The organism is Clostridium neuense (assembly GCF_045310695.1).
GTDB lineage: Bacteria > Bacillota > Clostridia > Clostridiales > Clostridiaceae > Clostridium_S > Clostridium_S neuense.
On the sequence record NZ_JBJIAA010000013.1, the window covers coordinates 41,334 to 58,921 of the forward strand.

Sequence of the window (17,588 nt, forward strand, 5' to 3'; positions counted from 1 at the left end):
AAATAATAAATTTTATTTAAAATATGCTTTTATAGCTTGTGTTACAAATCCATTTGCTTTTTTTAACAATTCCTCAGCTTCATCCTTTTTTGTGCCGGTTTTTAGCATTACAATAGAAACTTTAGGATTAAAGTCTGACTTTTCTAAATATTCTTTAGCTGTATCTTTATTTACATTGGCAGCATACTCAATTATTCTAACTGCTCTATCTATTAACTTTTTATTACTAAGCTGAAGATCAACCATAAGATTTCCATATACTTTACCAAGCTTTATCATTGATGCAGTAGTTATCATGTTAAGAATAAGTTTTTGTGAAGTTCCCGCTTTCATTCTTGTTGACCCCATAATAACTTCCGGTCCTACAATAGGATTAATTTTAATGTCAACTTCTTTATTTATTACTGAATTCTTATTATTACTTATTCCTATAGTCACAATTCCATTCTTTTTAGCTTCTTTAATCGCCCCAATTACAAAAGGAGTTCGTCCGCTCGCTGTTATTCCTATTACAACATCCTTTGGATTCATGCCTTTTTCTTTTATAAGGTTTCTCCCCTTTTCTTCATCATCTTCAGCACCTTCAATTGATGTAAAAATCGCTTTATTTCCACCAGCTATAATTCCTTGTACTATTTCCGGATCAGTACTATATGTTGCCGGGCATTCTGAAGCATCTAATATTCCAAGCCTTCCACTCGTTCCAGCTCCAACATAAAAAAGTCTTCCATTATTTTTTAATTTTTCACTAACAACATCTACAGCCTTGGCAATACCGGGAATTTCTTCTTTAACAGCATAAGCAACTTTAATATCCTCGTTATTTATAGAATTAAGTATCTCAACTGTACTCATCGTATCGATATTCTTGGTATTGACATTTACTTGCTCGGTGATAAGACTTTCTAAATATGAACTCATTTTCACACCCCAAACTTGTTTATGTATTTTTAAAACTTTATTTCATAAATATATTATCATCTATAAAATAAATTGTCAACACTATTAATAAAATAGCTACTATTTTATTAATGATTTATTATTTATATATATGATTTATTAATAATATGTTATGTATCTATACCTTTTATGTAATTTATGTAAATATATTGAATTAAAAACATTCTAAATAATATTATTTTTTACGCAAAAAAATTACAGGTATAATTTTACCTGTAATTTATATTCAACATATTGCCTTCACCTTTTATTTTAATTCTGCAACTACCTAAAATTCCATAGGTACGGAGGAATTTTTTCCTTGCACTACCGTAAGAGCGAAGGAACAATGCTGAAGGAACAGTTTAAAAAAGTCCTAATAAATCTTGGTTCAAAAATTGTAAAATACTTAGATATTTCAATTGTCTGAGCATCCTCTCAGCGAGTATAAACATACACGAGGTTTGGGCTTTGCCCATTATCCTTCTTGAACTCAAAGCAAGCACTATTTTAAAATAGTCACCAAGATTTATAGGACTTTTTTAATGTGACGAAGCATTGTTACTTCGCATTATTTTTATTTTGTTTCCATTGCTAAAAGTAAACAACCAGTAATCCCTGCATTATCCCCAAGTGCTGGAGGTACTATATATTCATCCAAATTAGGCATAGATACATACTTTGCCATGAGTTTTTCTAATTCTTTTCTTATAAGAGGGAAAAGCTGAAGTTGTTTCATTACTCCTCCTCCTAATACAATTCTCTCTGGGCTCAAGGTTAAAGTATATGTCATAAGACCCTGAGCAATGTAATAGGCTTCCATTTCCCATACTTCTTCCTTGTCTGCTAAATCATATCCTTTTTTACCCCATCTTGCTTCTATTGCTGGACCAGCAGCAAGACCTTCTAAACAAGTTTTATGAAATGGACAATTTCCTTCATATTTATCTGCTTCATGCTTTCTAACCAATATATGACCCATTTCTGGATGTCCATATCCTTCAAGGAGCTTACCATTAACAACTGCTCCTCCTCCTATTCCAGTTCCAACAGTTAAATAAACACAGCTGTCTAAACCAACAGCAGCGCCCTTTTTTAACTCTCCTAAAGCTGCAGCATTTACATCTGTAGTAAAACCAACTGGAATATTATATCTCTCCTTTATAGCTCCTACAAAATCATAATTAGCCCATCCTTTTTTAGGAGTATTAGTTATGTAGCCATAAGTTTTGGATTTCTTATTTATGTCAATAGGACCAAAAGAACCTACTCCTATTGCCTCTAATTTAAATTTATCGAAGAATTTAAATACTAAATTCATAGTTTCAGCTGGAACTGTTGTTTTAATGCTCTCTCTTTCCAAAATGTTTAGGTTTTCATCACTTACAGCACAAACAAATTTTGTTCCACCTGCTTCAATAGCTCCATACATCAAATTAATTCCTTCTTTCGTTAAGTTTTCGTTTTTGTGCGTTATCGAGTAAATATGTTCACTTTTAAAATACCATTTAGATAAAATATTGTCAATAAAATTTGAAAATTTTCATTTTATAATAATTAATGATATAATTATTTATCGTCATTTATTAATGACTAATAAAAAAATGTAAGGTGAGGACATTAAAATGCGAAATGAGAAATTAGAACGTTCTATAATTAAACTAGATACTGATATTGCTGCCCTAAACATCGCTAAAAAATATTTATCAAATGAAGAAGAAATAAATGAAGTAAGGGATACTCTAAATAACAAAAGACAATTATTAGCTAATGAAATATATTTTGAAGATCATAAATCCTATTCGGAATGTCACGAAGCTATAGAAAAACTTCTAAATAAAGAATTGGGAAAAGAAGAACAAGTAGAGCTGCTTGAAATGATAAGAGAAAGCTTTGGAAGAAAGTCACCAAATGTAAGTAAAAAAAGCAGTGGTCTTAATGCTTGGTTAAAGGAACTTAACATTGAGCATAATTGGATTACTGATGAAGCCACTGGTTGGGATAAATTAGTTATAACTGGTTTTGGATTATATAAGCAAAACTAAAATAAAGATGACCTTGTACACTAGATTCAGTTAAATTCGTGCCTAAAATTCCGTAGGTACGAAGGAATTTTTTCCTTGTACCACCGTAGGAGCGAAGTAACAATGCTGAAGGAGCAGTTTAAAAAAATTCTAATAAAACTTGACTCAAAAATCCTAAAATACTTAGATATTTCAATCTGTTTGAGCATCCTTTCAGCGAGTTATTGAAACATCTTAGAATTTTAGGATTTTTGAGTCTTAGCCTTATAGAATTTTTTTAATGCGACAAAGCATTATTACTTCACATTATTTAAATTTTAATTCCGTAGGCTTATATCCTTTAAGAATAAGTTCAGTTACATTTTGCTTTATTAAATCATAAGTGCTAAAAATTACTTTAGCTCTTTCTTCATTATAATAAACCTTCCAATATCCTGTTAATTTACATTTTATATTAGGATAATCAACAAATGCTATTACATCTTCTATAGGATAGCCTAGAAAAACACCAATTTCATGTGGACACATATTTTGATATCTTTTACTTAATAGACATAAACACTCGTAAACATTCATGCAGTCATTGTATCCAAATCTCTCTAAAAACCTTATATTTCTTTTGTCTTTTATACTAAGTTTAAGTAGTTTATCATCGTAAAACAGCACCACAACACTATTTTTATTCTTTTTCAACTCAAAAAAGTTAATCTTCAGTTCTCTTCTTACTCTATCCTTGTACTGCTCCCATAATAAATTTAACTCTCGTACATTATTGGTAAAATTAATTAAGGAGGCTGTTTTCTGCTTCTTTAAAGTTGGTGCACAATTACTTATTATTACTAATAATAAATATTCAAAATCATCATAACGATTAATAATATTGAAAAATTCAGCTGCCTCCTCTTTACTCATGAAACATCCTCCCGCTGCATTTTAAATTTTTATTCTGCTGCTAGTATTTTACCTAATCTTTCGCATTGCTCAAGTCCACTATCATCTGGTTCATTATTTATTATAAGGCTTTCTTCTACAAGATTTGCTCCATAATCCTCCATTTGCTTTTCCCAGCTATTCATCCAGTCTCCACTGCCCCAGCCATATGAACCAAATAAAACAATATTCTTTCCTTTAACAGCTTCAGAAGCAGCTGATATAAATGGTTCCATTTCAGTCTCCTCAAGCTGTTCATCACCCATAGCTGGACAGCCAAAAGCTACTAAATCAGCATTTAATACATCATCAATTGATGCATCACTTACACTAATAATTTTTACATCTGTATTTTCTCCTTCTGCTCCTTTTTTTATTCCTTTTGCCATAGCTTCTGTATTACCTGTACCACTCCAATAAATAATTGATATTTTTTTCATAACTTAATCCCTCCTAATTTATTTTATTTTTGATATGTGACCAAGCCCGTTTAGAAAAAACAAGCTTTATACCCTGCTTTCTTGTTTCTTTTTTTATAAGATTCATAAGTGGATGCTCTATATAATCTACTAAAACCAAAACTAAATCTATTTGATTTGGTATTTTAAATTTTCTATCTCCACGTTTTCTTCCCGTTATATGAAATATATCAGAAAATCCATTTTGAGCTAATTTGTCTTCGATATTTCCAAGCCTATCTCCTCCAACAACTAAAACACTCATTCACATCTTTCCTTTATTTACTGATTATCATTCTCAATAAAAGTTATACTCTTATACCGCCGCTCTTCCTTTTTCAGTAATCTTCCATAAATCAATGTTTACATTATCTTTCCCACTGCAACAACTTTTGCTTTTTTTAGTACTACAACAGCTGCAATCACAGCCTGACGAAGCATTCATGTTATCCTTTTTTATATATCCGAGTCTTTCAAGCTGTGATATCATTTGTTCTACTATACTCTCATCTACTCCAAGCTCTTTAGCCATTATCTTATTTGAATATAATCCACCTTCTGAAAGTCTTTTTAAAATTTTCATCATCATAAAAATCATCCTTTCTATTATGCTTTACATTTTTCACATAAAACTGATAATATTATACTCACGCCTTCAATTGAAATATTATCATAACCTTGTAATTTAGAAACAAATTCATTTAAATAATTTTTAATATACTTGTAATCTAAATCCATAATTTTATTGCATTTAACACATTTACCGTGAATATGAATTTTGTATTTTCCTAAAGGTTCTAACTCATAATAACCAACCTTAGAAACACATATCTTTTTTAAAACTCCAACCTTCTCAAATATTAAAATATTTCTATATACCGTGCTAAGCCCAATGTTTTTTTCTTTAACTTTATCATAAATTTCATAAGCATCCATGTGTTTTTTACTATCACATATAATATTTAACATTTCAAATCTTGGATAAGTAAGCTTGTATCCTCTAGCCTTCAATTTTATTTTCGCAGCTTCAATATAATCTGATTTATCCATATATCACTATCCCTTTGCTTTAAAACTGTTTATAATCTTTTCAAATTCAAAAACATTATCTAAAACACAATCCACTATTAATGGATCAAACATAATCCCACGATTAGCATATATTTCGTTTATACATTTTTCAAAGCTTAAAGCCTCTCTATATGATCTTGTGGAAGTCATTGCATCTATTGAATCGCATACTGAAATTATTCTTGAACCAAAAGGTATTTCAAATTTTGATAATCCATCAGGATATCCTTTTCCATTCCAGCTTTCATGATGGTGCAGAACCATTTTACTTATATTTTTCAGCTTATTTGATTTACTTAATATATCATATCCTATTTGTGGATGAGCCTTAATATAGCTCCATTCATTTGAATTAAGTTTTTCATTTTTATTTAAAATTTTATCTGGTATACCTATCTTGCCGATATCATGCAAGTGTGCTGCTATATGAATATCCTCAAATTCTTTTCCTTTAACTCCAAGTTTTTTAGATAATTCACACACCATAGAAGCTACTCTTTTAGAGTGACCACAGGTATAATAATCCTTAGCTTCAAGTGCAGCAACAAGACTTTCACTCATATCATGATAGCTGTTTTTGTATAATAATCTAAAAATATTATTTAGCAGCACACACATAACTCCTCTCAGCTTAATCGCAACGCAATGATACTAATATTCATTCTCAATGCAAGCTGTAATTTAAACGAATCCTATAAGTCTTCCTACTTGATATACTATTACTGCACATATCCAGCCAATCGCACAGGTATATGCTACTGCTCCCCATGCCCATTTACTTGAATTAGTTTCACTCTTTATTGCTCCTATTGTTGCAACGCATGGAACATATAAAAGGCACATTACCATAAATGACATTGCTGTAAGTGGTGTAAAGGTATTTTGTATAGCATGGAAAAGATGTACTCCTTGATCTACTCCATAAATTGTTCCAAAGGTACCAACAACAGCTTCCTTAGCTGCAAATCCTGTTATAAGAGCAACTCCTGCCTGCCAAGTTCCAAAACCTGCTGGTTTAAATATAGGCGCTATTAATGCTCCCAATCTTGCTAGTATTGTTTTATCCTGCTGAGCACCTGCTGGTAAATTAGTAAGTACCCAAACAACTATGCATACAACGAGAATAACTGTTCCTGCTTTCTTTAAGAAGTGACTTGATTTTTCCCACATGTGAATTAAAATTCCTTTAAGAGTTGGTATACGATAAGGAGGTAATTCCATAACAAAATATGAGTTTTCACCTTTAAATACTTTTGAACTTAAAAATTTACCCATTAATATTGCAACTGTAATACCTAAAGCATAAAGTATAAATACTATAAGTCCACCTTCACTAAATATTCCTATTTTTTTATTTGCAAAGAATGCCCCAATAAACAGTCCGTAAATTTCCAGTCTTGCTGGACATGACATAAACGGGCTTATTAAAATAGCTATCATTCTATCCTTTTTATTTTCAAGTGTTCTTGCTGACATTATTCCTGCAACATTACAGCCTGATCCAACTATAAGCGATACTGCTGTTTTACCGTGAAGCCCAACTGCATGCATAAGTCTATCCATTACATATGCTGCTCTTGCCATGTACCCGCTGTCTTCAAGAAGTGATATCAAGAAAAACATTATGAGAATCATAGGGAAAAATCCAAGAACTGAACCAACGCCGCCAAAAATACCATCACGAACAAAATCTCCTATAAGATCTGGAACTCCTATCTGCCTAAGGGTAAAATCAACATTAGTACCAAGCTGTCCTATTAAATCATTGACTAAATCCGAAAGTGTTCCATTACCTAGTCCTATAGAAACTTGATAAACTCCAAACATTATGATTGCAAATATTGGTATGCCAAGCCATTTGTTAGTAACAACTTTATCTATTTTATCTGAAGCTGTTTCTTTAATAACAACATCTTTTTTAACACTGCCTTTAACTACCTCACTTATTTTTTCATATCTCTTATCAATTATAAAAGCATCCGGTTCATATCCAATTGCTTTGGTAAGACTTTCTATGCTATTTTGAACCTGATTTTTCACAGCATTTGATTTTGCTTTTTCATTTACATACTTATTTATATATTCATCATTTTCTATAAGCTTTAATGCTGTCCATGAGCTTGGATACTCTAATGCTGCAGCACTTTCTGAAAAAGCACTTTCAATTTCTTTGATTTCTTGTTCAACTTTAGAACCATAATTAATTTTATATAAATCACTATTAGAGGAATCTCCAAGTTCAACTGCTGCACTTACAAGTTCATTTATTCCCTGTTTCTTTGGTGCTACTGTTGGAACTGCTGGGATTCCAATGGCTGATGATAGTTTTTTTACATCAATTTCTATATTTTTATTCTTAGCTTCATCCATCATATTTAGTGCCAAAACAACTTTAGCTCCAGTTTCAAGAATCTGCATTGTAAGATATAAATTTCTTTCAAGGTTGCATGAATCCACAACATTGATAACCACATCTGGTTTTTCCTTAAGTATAAAATCACGAGCTACTACTTCATCTTCTGAATATGCGCCTAAGCTATATGTTCCTGGTAAATCAACTATAGTTATGTCTCTACCTTGAAACTTTAATTTACCCTCTTTTTTCTCAACTGTAACACCAGGCCAGTTTCCTACATGCTGTCTTGACCCTGTAAGTTCATTAAACAAGCTAGTTTTACCACAGTTAGGATTACCAGCTAAAGCAATTACTAAATCTTTACTCATTATCAGCCCTCCATTTAATATTTCTAAACTTCTCTAACCATAACTTTTTGTGCCATTGACCTTCCAAGTACAAGTCTTGTTTCGCCAAGCTTTACTACTAAATGGCCTATATCATTATTCATTATCTCAATTATTGTTCCTTTGCTAAGTCCCATTTCCATTAATTTTTTACACATGTTTTCTCCGCCAACTACATCTTTTATTTCTGCACTTCTTCCCATTGATACTGCATTTAATGGCATACTTTTTTCATTCATACAAATACCCCCTTCAATATAATTTTTATATTAGTTCTACTAAAATGTCCTTTGCTTCATTTTTTCTTAAACTTAAATTGTACCCTCTAAGCTGAATAGCTATTGGATCACCCATTGGTGCTTTTCCGGCCACAAAAATTTCAGTTCCTCTAACAATGCCCATGTCCATAATCTTTCTTCTTACCTTGCTTTCTGGAACTATGCCAACAACTTTAACTTTAGATTTAATTTCAACTTCATTTAAACCTATACCATTTAACATAACATCACACTCCTAAAAAAATAACAAAAGTAAATATTATAAATTATTTCGTTGATTTTGATTATCATTAATGATTGATAATCATTATCACGTGTTTATTCTATTACTTTCCAAGTGATATGTCAATAGGTAATTTATTTTTTATCACCTTGATTTGAATTAACAGGAAATAATAATTGCGATATAACAAAAATGTTATATAATTCGCGCCATGATAACATTAATTATTTATTATCAATAAAGTAGAAAGATGAACTTATGAGTGAAATTACAAAAAGATTAAATCAATGTAAAAAGACAACTGATGAATTAAGGCATTTTGAACTAACTGATTAAAAGATGCTGGATTTAATAATATAACTATAGACTTAATAGAGGAAAAAACTGGCTGTGCTGTACCTGTAAAAAAATTGCGAAGTAACAATGCTTCGTCGCATTAAAAAAATCCTATAAATCTAAGGTTCCAAAATCATAAAATACTAAGATTCGAGAGTAACTCGCTAAAAAAATGCTCAGACAATTGAAATATCTAAGCATTTTACAATTTTTGAACCAAGATTTATTAGGATTTTTTAGACATCTGAAAGAAAATAACAAGTCCATATTGTGAGCTAATTTTGTGTAATACAAGAAAAAAATTCCTCCGTGCCTACGGAATTTTAGGCATGAATCTTTGCATCCCTTTTATTGCAAAAAAACAATTTAATTGGCTTTGAGCATTTCCGCATACTCTTCTGGACACGATAGTAAATAGCCGCAATGGCTAAAGCCTCTCTTTTTAATAATACGACTATATTTATACTTTCTTAGCCTAAAAATGCATAAACGTGCTGATTCTTTAGTACCATATAAAAATACAACAGATTTTTGTGCCTCAATATTTAAATCAGGTAATTTAAAGCTATAACAAGCACGTGCCAAATTTTTAACGCTATCTTCTGTTATATGGCTGCATACATCAAACATTTGATTGCCTAATCCAGGGAATAAAATATCTAATTTATTAACAGCTTTTTCAGGATTTTGTTGTATCCTACTACAAATATCCAAGAATTTTTTTGTTAAAATTTTCTGTACCAATGGTCCAAATTTAAAGAATGGTCCCCCATCCAAATATACTTTATTTATATTAATTTTGTTTCGCTTATATATCTCAAATGCAATGATAGCACCTAAGGATGTGCCCAATACAAAATCTAATTCTTTAATATCATTATCTTCCAAATAATCAAGTATTTTATCTGCCTCATCTTCAACTGATAAAAATATAGAATTTTCACTTATATCATGTCCATCTAATGTCGGTGTAATTATTAAATAGTCCTTTTTTAGGTATTCTGTTAAAGCCCCAAAACTTTCTGAGGTTACAAACATAGCATGTATAAGCAAAATTTTGTGGCCATTATGATTACCAATAGTTTTAAATTTCATACAATAATCATCCCTTTTATCAAAAATAACTTTATCAACAATAAGTATAATGCTATTCAATTAAAACTTTAATTTACCTTCTTTTCTAGCCTCTGCAATATATCTGCCGCAAATTCATCTGGAAACTTCAAGCAATATTCTCCATGTCCAGCATCCATAATTTTTATTGATTTCTCATACATATCCCATGTCATACACGAGCCATGAAACATTAAAAATATTTTCTCATTTTTGCATCCAAACTCATAAAATTTCATCTTCATATTCCGTCCCCTTTAATACTACATAAGTACCATAATAATATGCATTCACACAAACACCCTGTTTACTTTATTATAATAAACTTATACATTTCTTAATTACTTCTACCCATTCATTTGGTCTACATGCTAACAGTTCTTCATGCTTCAAATCATGCTTAACAATATGAGGATTTTTAAAATGCTGCTTATATCTTTTTAAATATATTTCTCCCATTTTTGCTGCATACAAACAATGTACACTAGTACCAGTAACATCTATTCCATCTTCCATTTTCGTTATAAGGTCAGAATAAAACTGATTTTCCATACTTCGTTTCGTTACAAAATCCAGCTTTTGCCCTCCTACTCCCAGCATAATATGCATGAATTCTTTCATATATTGTTCATCAACACGCTTTTTCATATACCAAGCAGTTAACCTATTAATTTTCCCTTTATGAATAATATGATATACAATTGGTACAAATATTTTTGTCTGCATCTTTGCCTTCCATTTATCTTCTTGATCTAGATCAGAACTACCCAAAATTCCATGCTTCATATGAATTTGTTTTCTTTGTATAAGTAATCCTACAAGTGATCCTCCCAGTGAACATCCATATACAGCATGAACTCTTCCATTAAATTTGTCATTTATATACTCCTCTATTTTTTCAGTTTCTGTAATCATATCACAAAATTCTGTTTGCTCCGTTTCATCAAAGCCATCATAGGATACACACACCACATAAAATGACTCTGTAAGTAAATCTAAAACATGATCATAATTATTTTTCCAATGACAGCATGTCCCTGGAAGCAAAATAATAACCGGATTATTTATATTACCAAACTCATAAAATTTCATATTTTGTTCTCCCTATTTATAAATTAATTTAACCTCTGCAAACTATTTATTTAGCTATAAGCATTGGCACTTTTACCCTATGTCTTACTTTATCTATTGTTGTGCCAAAAAGTAAATCGTAAATTCCGCGGTGTCCATGAGTTCCAAATATAATAATATCAGCATTATTTTTATTAACAATTTTTGATAAGACTGCAGCTGATTTTCCATAACCAATTTCTGTAACCACATTATTAATACCAATACTTTTTAAAGCTTCCACATAATTTTGAAGCATTTCCTCATCTTTCATTGTCTCACTATCCTCAATATTTGCTCCATATATATTTGCCCCAACACTCTCTACTACATGAATAAGAATTAAAGTAGAATCATTATTTGCTATGTTAACAGCATGAGATAATATTGCCTTATCATTTGCACTAAAATCGAGAGCAAGAGCAATTTTTTTATATGCTTTAACTTCATCAATATCTGGCATAGCAAAGTCTTCATGTATACTTTTATTTTCTCTATAAGACACTTTCTTAACAAAAGGTTCTACCATAATGTACATTAGCAAGGTTCCTAGTATTATACATAAAATTAATATAGGGATATATAGAAATACACTGGCACCACCATTTATCCAATCACTCAATATATCTATTACAAGTTTCACATTTAATACTATAATTATAATAGCTAAAATCCAAGATAATATTTTTGTCTTAACAGTTATGACAAAGTTTTTCATTAGAAATTTGCTACTTACAAAGTGTATAAGGGGAATTATAGCAAATGCTAATTGAAGACTTAATATTACTTGACTCAAAACTAGAAGTGAACCTGCTGCATTCTCTCCATAATATAAAATAGTGAATACTGCTGGAATTATAGCTAAAATTCTAGTTATAAGACGCCTTACCCAAGGCTGTAATCTTAAATTTATAAAGCCTTCCATTACAATCTGCCCTGCATATGTTCCTGTAATAGTTGATGACTGACCTGCTGCAAGCAAAGCTATTCCAAAAAGTATTGGCGCTAATTTGCTTCCTAATATTGGCTGCAATAGCTTATATGCTTGTAAAATATTATCCACACCATAATTTCCGCTTCTATAAAATACCGCTGCTGATAAAATTAAAATACCTGCATTAACAAAGAAAGCTAAATTTAAAGCAACTATAGAATCTATAAAATTGAACTTTATAGCTTGTCTAATTCCCGAATTTGTTCTTTCTATATCTCTTGTTTGAACTAATGATGAATGTAAGTATAAATTATGCGGCATAATAGTAGCTCCTATTATACCTATTCCTATGAATAATGCATCTTTATTAGGAATACTAGGAACAAAGCCTAATGCAATACCATGAAAGTCAGGTTTTGAAATTAAAATCTCAACTAGAAAACTTGCACCTATGATAAATATAAGCATTACTATGAAGGCTTCCATCTTCCTAACACCAAGATTGTTTATAAGAAGTAATACTAGCGTATCAAAACCAGTTATTATTACACCATAAATTAATGGTATACCAAAAACTAAATATAATCCAATAGCAGAGCCTAAAACTTCAGCTATATCAGTAGCTATAATAGCTATTTCGCACAAAATCCAAAGCACTACATTTATTCCTTTATTATAATGACTGCTGCAAGCCTGTGCCAAATCCTTTCCAGTTACAATACCAAGCTTTGCACTTAAACTTTGAAAAATAATTGCCATTATATTAGATAATAAAATCACCCATATAAGTTTATATCCAAATTTGCTTCCTCCAGCAATATCTGTAGCCCAATTTCCCGGATCCATATATCCAACACTAACAAGATATGCTGGACCAATAAAAGCAAATAACCTTTTAAAAAATCCATATTCTTTTGATATCTTTACAGTAGAATTACTATTTTCTTTCATACACTCCCCTCCTATCTCTGTTATTGTAATCGATAATGATAATCATCTTCATTTATATTTTACTACTTATCGGTAAATTCTTCAAGTTAATTTGTATTATGGGTTTACCGGCTCAACTATTAAGTTATACATGTATCATAATGAGTAGAATATGGCGTTCTGAAACATATATAACTTAAATTTAGGTACAGTAGTTCTTTAATTATCACATACAAAAAGGCACAATCGCTATAATAACGAATATGCCTAATGCTTTTTGCATTATCTATTATTTATCATTTAGAAACCTTCCAGGAAGCGGCTTCCTTTCTCTCACTTACAAAGTTTTTATAAATTCCTTCCTGCAAAATTAATTCTTCATGCCTTCCTATTTGAACAATCCTTCCACCATCTACTACTAATATCTGGTCAGCATGACGAACTGTCTTCAGCCTATGTGCAATCATAATAATTGTTTTATTTTTAGTAAGTTCTTCAAAAGCCTTCTGTAAATGTTCTTCATTTTCTGGATCAATACTAGCGGTTGCTTCATCAAATATAATTATTGGTGCATCCTTTAAAATCGCTCTAGCTATAGATATTCTTTGCTTTTCTCCTCCTGAAAGTGAAAAACCATTTTCTCCTATTACTGTATCATAATTCTGTGGAAGTGACATGATAAAGTCATGTGAACTGGCTTTCTTTGCCGCCTCAATAACCTCCTGCCTTGTTGCCTTTGGATTACCAAAACGAATATTGTTTTCAATGGTATCATGAAATAGATATACATTTTGAAAAACCATACTAATTTGATCCATAAGTGATTCCAGTGTATATTTTCTAATATCTATTCCTCCTATTAAAACTTTTCCGTTATCTACATCCCAAAATCTAGCTATAAGATTGCAAATTGTAGTCTTTCCAGAACCACTTGGTCCAATAATAGCTGTCATAGTTTTATCTTTCATATGAATATTAATATCCTTTAAAATCTGACGCTTTTCATAGGAAAAATCAACATGTTCTAAAACAATATCATGTTTTTGTGGCTTTTCTTCATGACCTTTTTCATCCATAACAGGAGTATTATCCATTTGATTTGACTGCTCAATGGAACTGCCGCATACACGAAGTATAGACACTCCATGCCCTGCTGATTCTATCTGCTCAAAGATAATAAAAGAAACAACAATAAACATCAGTGAATATGTAAGTTCCATTGTCCCTTGAAAATAAAATAGTAATGAAGCTGCTATTATAATTATACTAAAAATACGTAAAACTACCTGCTGCATAATAGTATATGGTGTAATCACTTCTTCCATAGCAAGGTTTGTATCTCTATTTTTTTCAATGGCAAGATCAACTTTTTTGTTGTCAATTTTCGTAAGATTAAATGACTTTACAATGCCCATTCCCTGAATGGTTTCCAAAATGTTTTCTACAAGCTCTGCCTGTGCCTTCTGCCTCTTAGGTGCAGCATTTCTTGATTTTTTCTCCATCAAAGAAGTGATAAGACAAAATAAAAATATTCCACTTGCCATAATGAGCCCCATTCTCCAATCAAAAAACAACATATAAATCGTAAATACAATAGTCGTAATAAATCCACCTAAAGTAGTAACCATAACCGTAGGAGCTGTGGTTTCTACATCACCGAGAACTGTCGTGCAGATGCCAGTGATATTTCCGAGGCTGCTTTGATTAAAAAAACCCATAGGTATAAGCTTCATTTTGTTACCAATAAAAATTCTTTTATTTGCAGCCATAAAATACCCTGCATGTGTTTGCTCAAGCTGTGAAAAGTAATTCGTCACTATTTTTCCTACAATGCTAATTAACATTAATATCAAAATATACAATATTGTTTTTACCTCTACTTCTTTTTTTACAAGTTCCTGAATTGTGAGAAATATAGCACCTATTTGAAGCATATAAAATATCGCATTTATAAAATTAAGTATAATAGAATTCCTGATGTCCTTTTGTTCTTTCCCAGCAAATGTCCATATTTTACGAAAAGTTTCTATCATGCCTGTTCACCATCCTTTACTCCCATATGGGCATTCCACATATTTTTATATAATTCGGACTCTTTTAATAACTGTTCATGAGTTCCTGCTGCATCAATTTTGCCATTATTAACAAGAAAAATCTGATCAGCACCACTAATTGTAGATAATCGATGTGCAATCATAATAAGCGTTTTTCCCTGTACTAATTTAGAAATTGCCTTTTGAAGGATGGCTTCATTCTCTGGATCAATATAGGCAGTTGCCTCATCTAATATAACTATTGGTGCATTCTTTAACATAGCTCTTGCAATGGCAATTCTTTGTCTCTCTCCACCAGATAAATGAGCTCCACCGCCTCCAACTCTAGTATCATACCCATGTTCTAGTTTTCTAATAAATGCATCGCAGCCTGCTTTTTTTGCAACTTCTTCCACTTCTTTATCAGTTGCATTTTCTTTTCCCATACGGATATTTTCACGAATTGTATCATTAAATAAGAAATTATCCTGAGATACATATGCTATGTTGTCAGCTATCTGAGCAAGTGGAATATCTTTTATATCTTTTCCTCCAATACTAATTGTCCCTTTATTAATGTCCAAAAAACCAGCAATAAGCTTTGTAATAGTAGATTTTCCGCTTCCACTTGGTCCAACAAAAGCATTAACAGTTCCCGTGCATATTTTTAAACTGACATCACTTAATACACTTCCCTTATCCTCTTCATAAGCAAAAGATACATGTTTCATCTCAATATCTGTTTTGGAAAGTTTTTGATATTCTTTTGGATGATGTTGTTCCTTTGCTTCTAAAATAGCTTCAACAGACTCAATAATCGTACCTGCCTGGGCCAATGAATCAATAAAATTTGAGGCAGCAATAATTGGTCCTACAATTCCCATAGATAAAATCATTACCATAATAAACCTTGAAGAAGATATGCTTCCATTCAAGTAAAATGCCAAACCTACTGGAAGTACGCCAACTAAAACAGCTGGACTAACATTGCGATAACATGCCATAGCAAACTGAGCACTCTTCATCCATCCATAAAAGAAATCAGCATTTGCATTCACCGCAGAGGCATAGCCAGCATATGCTTCTTTTCCCTGATTAAAAGCCTTTATAACTTCAATTCCGTTTACATATTCTACAATGGAGTCATTCATCTTTTTACCTATTTGAACGGACTTTGCATATTTTGCAGGATAAGTTTTCATTGTAGTCATCATAAAAATCATGCCAATTGGTAATGTAGCAATTGATATAAGTGCCAGCCTCCAATCAATTGTAAAAAGAAAAACAAGAAGTATAATGGGTGAAAGAATATTGGAGGTCATTTCAGGTAACAAATGGGCTAGTGTTGCTTCCATACTTTCAATTTGATCAACTAAAATACTTTTCCATCTTCCTATAGATTGATTTTGCAAGGTCCCCATTGAAAGATTCGATAGTTTATGTATACATTTGTTTCTTATTTCAGCTAATACCGTAAAGGTTGCTTTATGGGACTGTGAAGTTGAAAAAGTTGTAAGTAGTACTTTTCCTATGCTCCCTGCAAGAGCTAAAATAAGCCATGGGATGCAGCTATTCATTTCTGTTGTACCATTTAAGAGCATAATAATAATTTTTCCAGCACAAAAGTACGGTATAAATCCTAGCATAACTCCTAAAACTGCTAGTACAATAGCAAACTTAAGCCTTTTGTGTTCTGACTTTGCCAGTGTCCATATTCTCTTTAATGGACTTTCTTTTTTTTGATTCATATATCCTCCCTTTGGTTAGCTATTGCTAACCTTTAAACTTAAAAATTGCAGGTATCCCCCGCTTTTTAGCCTTTTTATTTTTGCCAGTTGTAAATTTTCGCAAAACCAGCATAATAAAACTCTCTAAGCTGTTTTGCATAGAGCATGCCAGCTTCTTTTTCCATATTATGACGCACAATTTCAAATATTCCAGAGAAATAAGCACTATTTACAATATGTAGAAATTCTGAACTTATGTTTCCACTTCTAAGAGCATTATCTCCAGTGACCTCCATATACTTAACCGTATACTCCATTTCAATGTTAACTAATTGATCTACAAAATCAGAGAACTCTGTACCTTCAGAACATTCTAAAAGTAATTTAAAAACATCATAATGCTTATAAATATACGCTACAAATTCTTCTGCATGTATTCCATTATACTCAAGCATATTCTTTTTTTGATAATCAGCATCTTTCTTATGAAAGGATTCCTGAATACTTAAAAACCAATTTTTTAGTTCCTCCACTACCGGAGAAACTATAGAATAAAACAAGCCCTCTTTACTATGAAATCGAGTATAAATAGACCCTGTACTGGTACCAGCCTCTTGTGCAATTGTACGTAAAGAAGCATCTTTAAAGCCTTTACTTAAAAATTCTTTTTTAGCACATTCATAAACTTTTTCATAAACTCCCTCAATTTGTTTTGCCATAACTTACTCCTTCCATATTCA

Annotated in this window: 19 protein-coding genes; 1 reads left to right on the forward strand and 18 read right to left on the reverse strand. The window is 31.4% G+C overall.

The window, feature by feature from the left end; genetic code table 11:
* Nucleotides 1-12: 12 nt before the first annotated feature.
* Together murQ and ACJDT4_RS15675 are read right to left on the reverse strand one after the other, a co-directional pair.
* Nucleotides 13-921 (reverse strand): N-acetylmuramic acid 6-phosphate etherase, encoded by a 909-nt coding sequence (gene murQ / locus ACJDT4_RS15670; protein WP_406788515.1) that lies wholly within the window; start codon nucleotides 919-921, stop codon nucleotides 13-15.
* 595 nt (nucleotides 922-1,516) lie between these two features.
* The gene (locus ACJDT4_RS15675) at nucleotides 1,517-2,371 is read right to left on the reverse strand and encodes an ROK family protein (RefSeq protein WP_479723306.1); all 855 of its coding nucleotides are present in this window, start codon (nucleotides 2,369-2,371) and stop codon (nucleotides 1,517-1,519) included.
* A gap of 193 nt (nucleotides 2,372-2,564) precedes the next feature.
* Here ACJDT4_RS15675 and ACJDT4_RS15680 point away from each other — a divergent pair, with 193 nt between their 5' ends.
* A complete protein-coding gene (locus tag ACJDT4_RS15680; protein WP_406788517.1) occupies nucleotides 2,565-2,984 on the forward strand; it encodes a hypothetical protein in 420 nt (139 codons plus the stop codon).
* Nucleotides 2,985-3,269: 285 nt separating this feature from the next.
* Here the strand turns inward: ACJDT4_RS15680 and ACJDT4_RS15685 are convergent, their stop codons facing one another.
* From ACJDT4_RS15685 to ACJDT4_RS15760, 16 genes are all read right to left on the reverse strand, one after another.
* Nucleotides 3,270-3,875, reverse strand: coding sequence for a DUF3793 family protein (locus ACJDT4_RS15685; protein ID WP_406788518.1), 606 nt, complete (start codon nucleotides 3,873-3,875; stop codon nucleotides 3,270-3,272).
* Nucleotides 3,876-3,904: 29 nt separating this feature from the next.
* Complete coding sequence (locus ACJDT4_RS15690; protein ID WP_406788519.1) at nucleotides 3,905-4,333, reverse strand: flavodoxin; 429 nt, start codon at nucleotides 4,331-4,333, stop codon at nucleotides 3,905-3,907.
* Nucleotides 4,334-4,346: 13 nt separating this feature from the next.
* On the reverse strand, nucleotides 4,347-4,616 hold the full coding sequence (locus ACJDT4_RS15695; RefSeq protein WP_406788520.1) for a DUF2325 domain-containing protein: 270 nt from the start codon (nucleotides 4,614-4,616) through the stop codon (nucleotides 4,347-4,349).
* Nucleotides 4,617-4,667: 51 nt separating this feature from the next.
* Complete coding sequence (locus tag ACJDT4_RS15700) at nucleotides 4,668-4,940, reverse strand: transcriptional regulator (protein ID WP_406788521.1); 273 nt, start codon at nucleotides 4,938-4,940, stop codon at nucleotides 4,668-4,670.
* Between the two features lie 17 nt (nucleotides 4,941-4,957).
* The gene (locus ACJDT4_RS15705) at nucleotides 4,958-5,401 is read right to left on the reverse strand and encodes a Fur family transcriptional regulator (RefSeq protein WP_406788522.1); all 444 of its coding nucleotides are present in this window, start codon (nucleotides 5,399-5,401) and stop codon (nucleotides 4,958-4,960) included.
* A 6-nt stretch (nucleotides 5,402-5,407) separates the two neighbouring features.
* On the reverse strand, nucleotides 5,408-6,034 hold the full coding sequence (locus ACJDT4_RS15710; protein WP_406788523.1) for an HD-GYP domain-containing protein: 627 nt from the start codon (nucleotides 6,032-6,034) through the stop codon (nucleotides 5,408-5,410).
* Between the two features lie 69 nt (nucleotides 6,035-6,103).
* Nucleotides 6,104-8,146, reverse strand: a complete 2,043-nt coding sequence (gene feoB / locus ACJDT4_RS15715; protein WP_406788524.1) for a ferrous iron transport protein B — start codon at nucleotides 8,144-8,146, stop codon at nucleotides 6,104-6,106.
* Nucleotides 8,147-8,169: 23 nt separating this feature from the next.
* Nucleotides 8,170-8,403: a FeoA family protein gene (locus ACJDT4_RS15720; RefSeq protein ID WP_406788525.1), complete on the reverse strand. Its 234-nt coding sequence runs from the start codon at nucleotides 8,401-8,403 to the stop codon at nucleotides 8,170-8,172.
* Between the two features lie 25 nt (nucleotides 8,404-8,428).
* Nucleotides 8,429-8,665, reverse strand: a complete 237-nt coding sequence (locus tag ACJDT4_RS15725; RefSeq protein WP_406788526.1) for a FeoA family protein — start codon at nucleotides 8,663-8,665, stop codon at nucleotides 8,429-8,431.
* Nucleotides 8,666-9,367: 702 nt separating this feature from the next.
* Complete coding sequence (locus tag ACJDT4_RS15730; RefSeq protein ID WP_406788527.1) at nucleotides 9,368-10,096, reverse strand: alpha/beta fold hydrolase; 729 nt, start codon at nucleotides 10,094-10,096, stop codon at nucleotides 9,368-9,370.
* Nucleotides 10,097-10,164: 68 nt separating this feature from the next.
* Complete coding sequence (locus ACJDT4_RS15735) at nucleotides 10,165-10,359, reverse strand: hypothetical protein (RefSeq protein ID WP_406788528.1); 195 nt, start codon at nucleotides 10,357-10,359, stop codon at nucleotides 10,165-10,167.
* Between the two features lie 70 nt (nucleotides 10,360-10,429).
* Entirely contained in the window at nucleotides 10,430-11,206 is a 777-nt protein-coding gene (locus tag ACJDT4_RS15740) for an alpha/beta fold hydrolase (protein WP_406788529.1), read from the reverse strand.
* A 46-nt stretch (nucleotides 11,207-11,252) separates the two neighbouring features.
* A complete protein-coding gene (locus ACJDT4_RS15745; RefSeq protein ID WP_406788530.1) occupies nucleotides 11,253-13,109 on the reverse strand; it encodes an Nramp family divalent metal transporter in 1,857 nt (618 codons plus the stop codon).
* A 275-nt stretch (nucleotides 13,110-13,384) separates the two neighbouring features.
* A complete protein-coding gene (locus ACJDT4_RS15750) occupies nucleotides 13,385-15,121 on the reverse strand; it encodes an ABC transporter ATP-binding protein (RefSeq protein WP_406788531.1) in 1,737 nt (578 codons plus the stop codon).
* Entirely contained in the window at nucleotides 15,118-16,869 is a 1,752-nt protein-coding gene (locus ACJDT4_RS15755) for an ABC transporter ATP-binding protein (RefSeq protein WP_406788532.1), read from the reverse strand. The genes ACJDT4_RS15750 and ACJDT4_RS15755 overlap by 4 nt, the downstream gene beginning before the upstream one ends.
* Nucleotides 16,870-16,943: 74 nt before the next feature.
* The gene (locus ACJDT4_RS15760; RefSeq protein ID WP_406788533.1) at nucleotides 16,944-17,567 is read right to left on the reverse strand and encodes a TetR/AcrR family transcriptional regulator; all 624 of its coding nucleotides are present in this window, start codon (nucleotides 17,565-17,567) and stop codon (nucleotides 16,944-16,946) included.
* Nucleotides 17,568-17,588 lie beyond the last annotated feature (21 nt).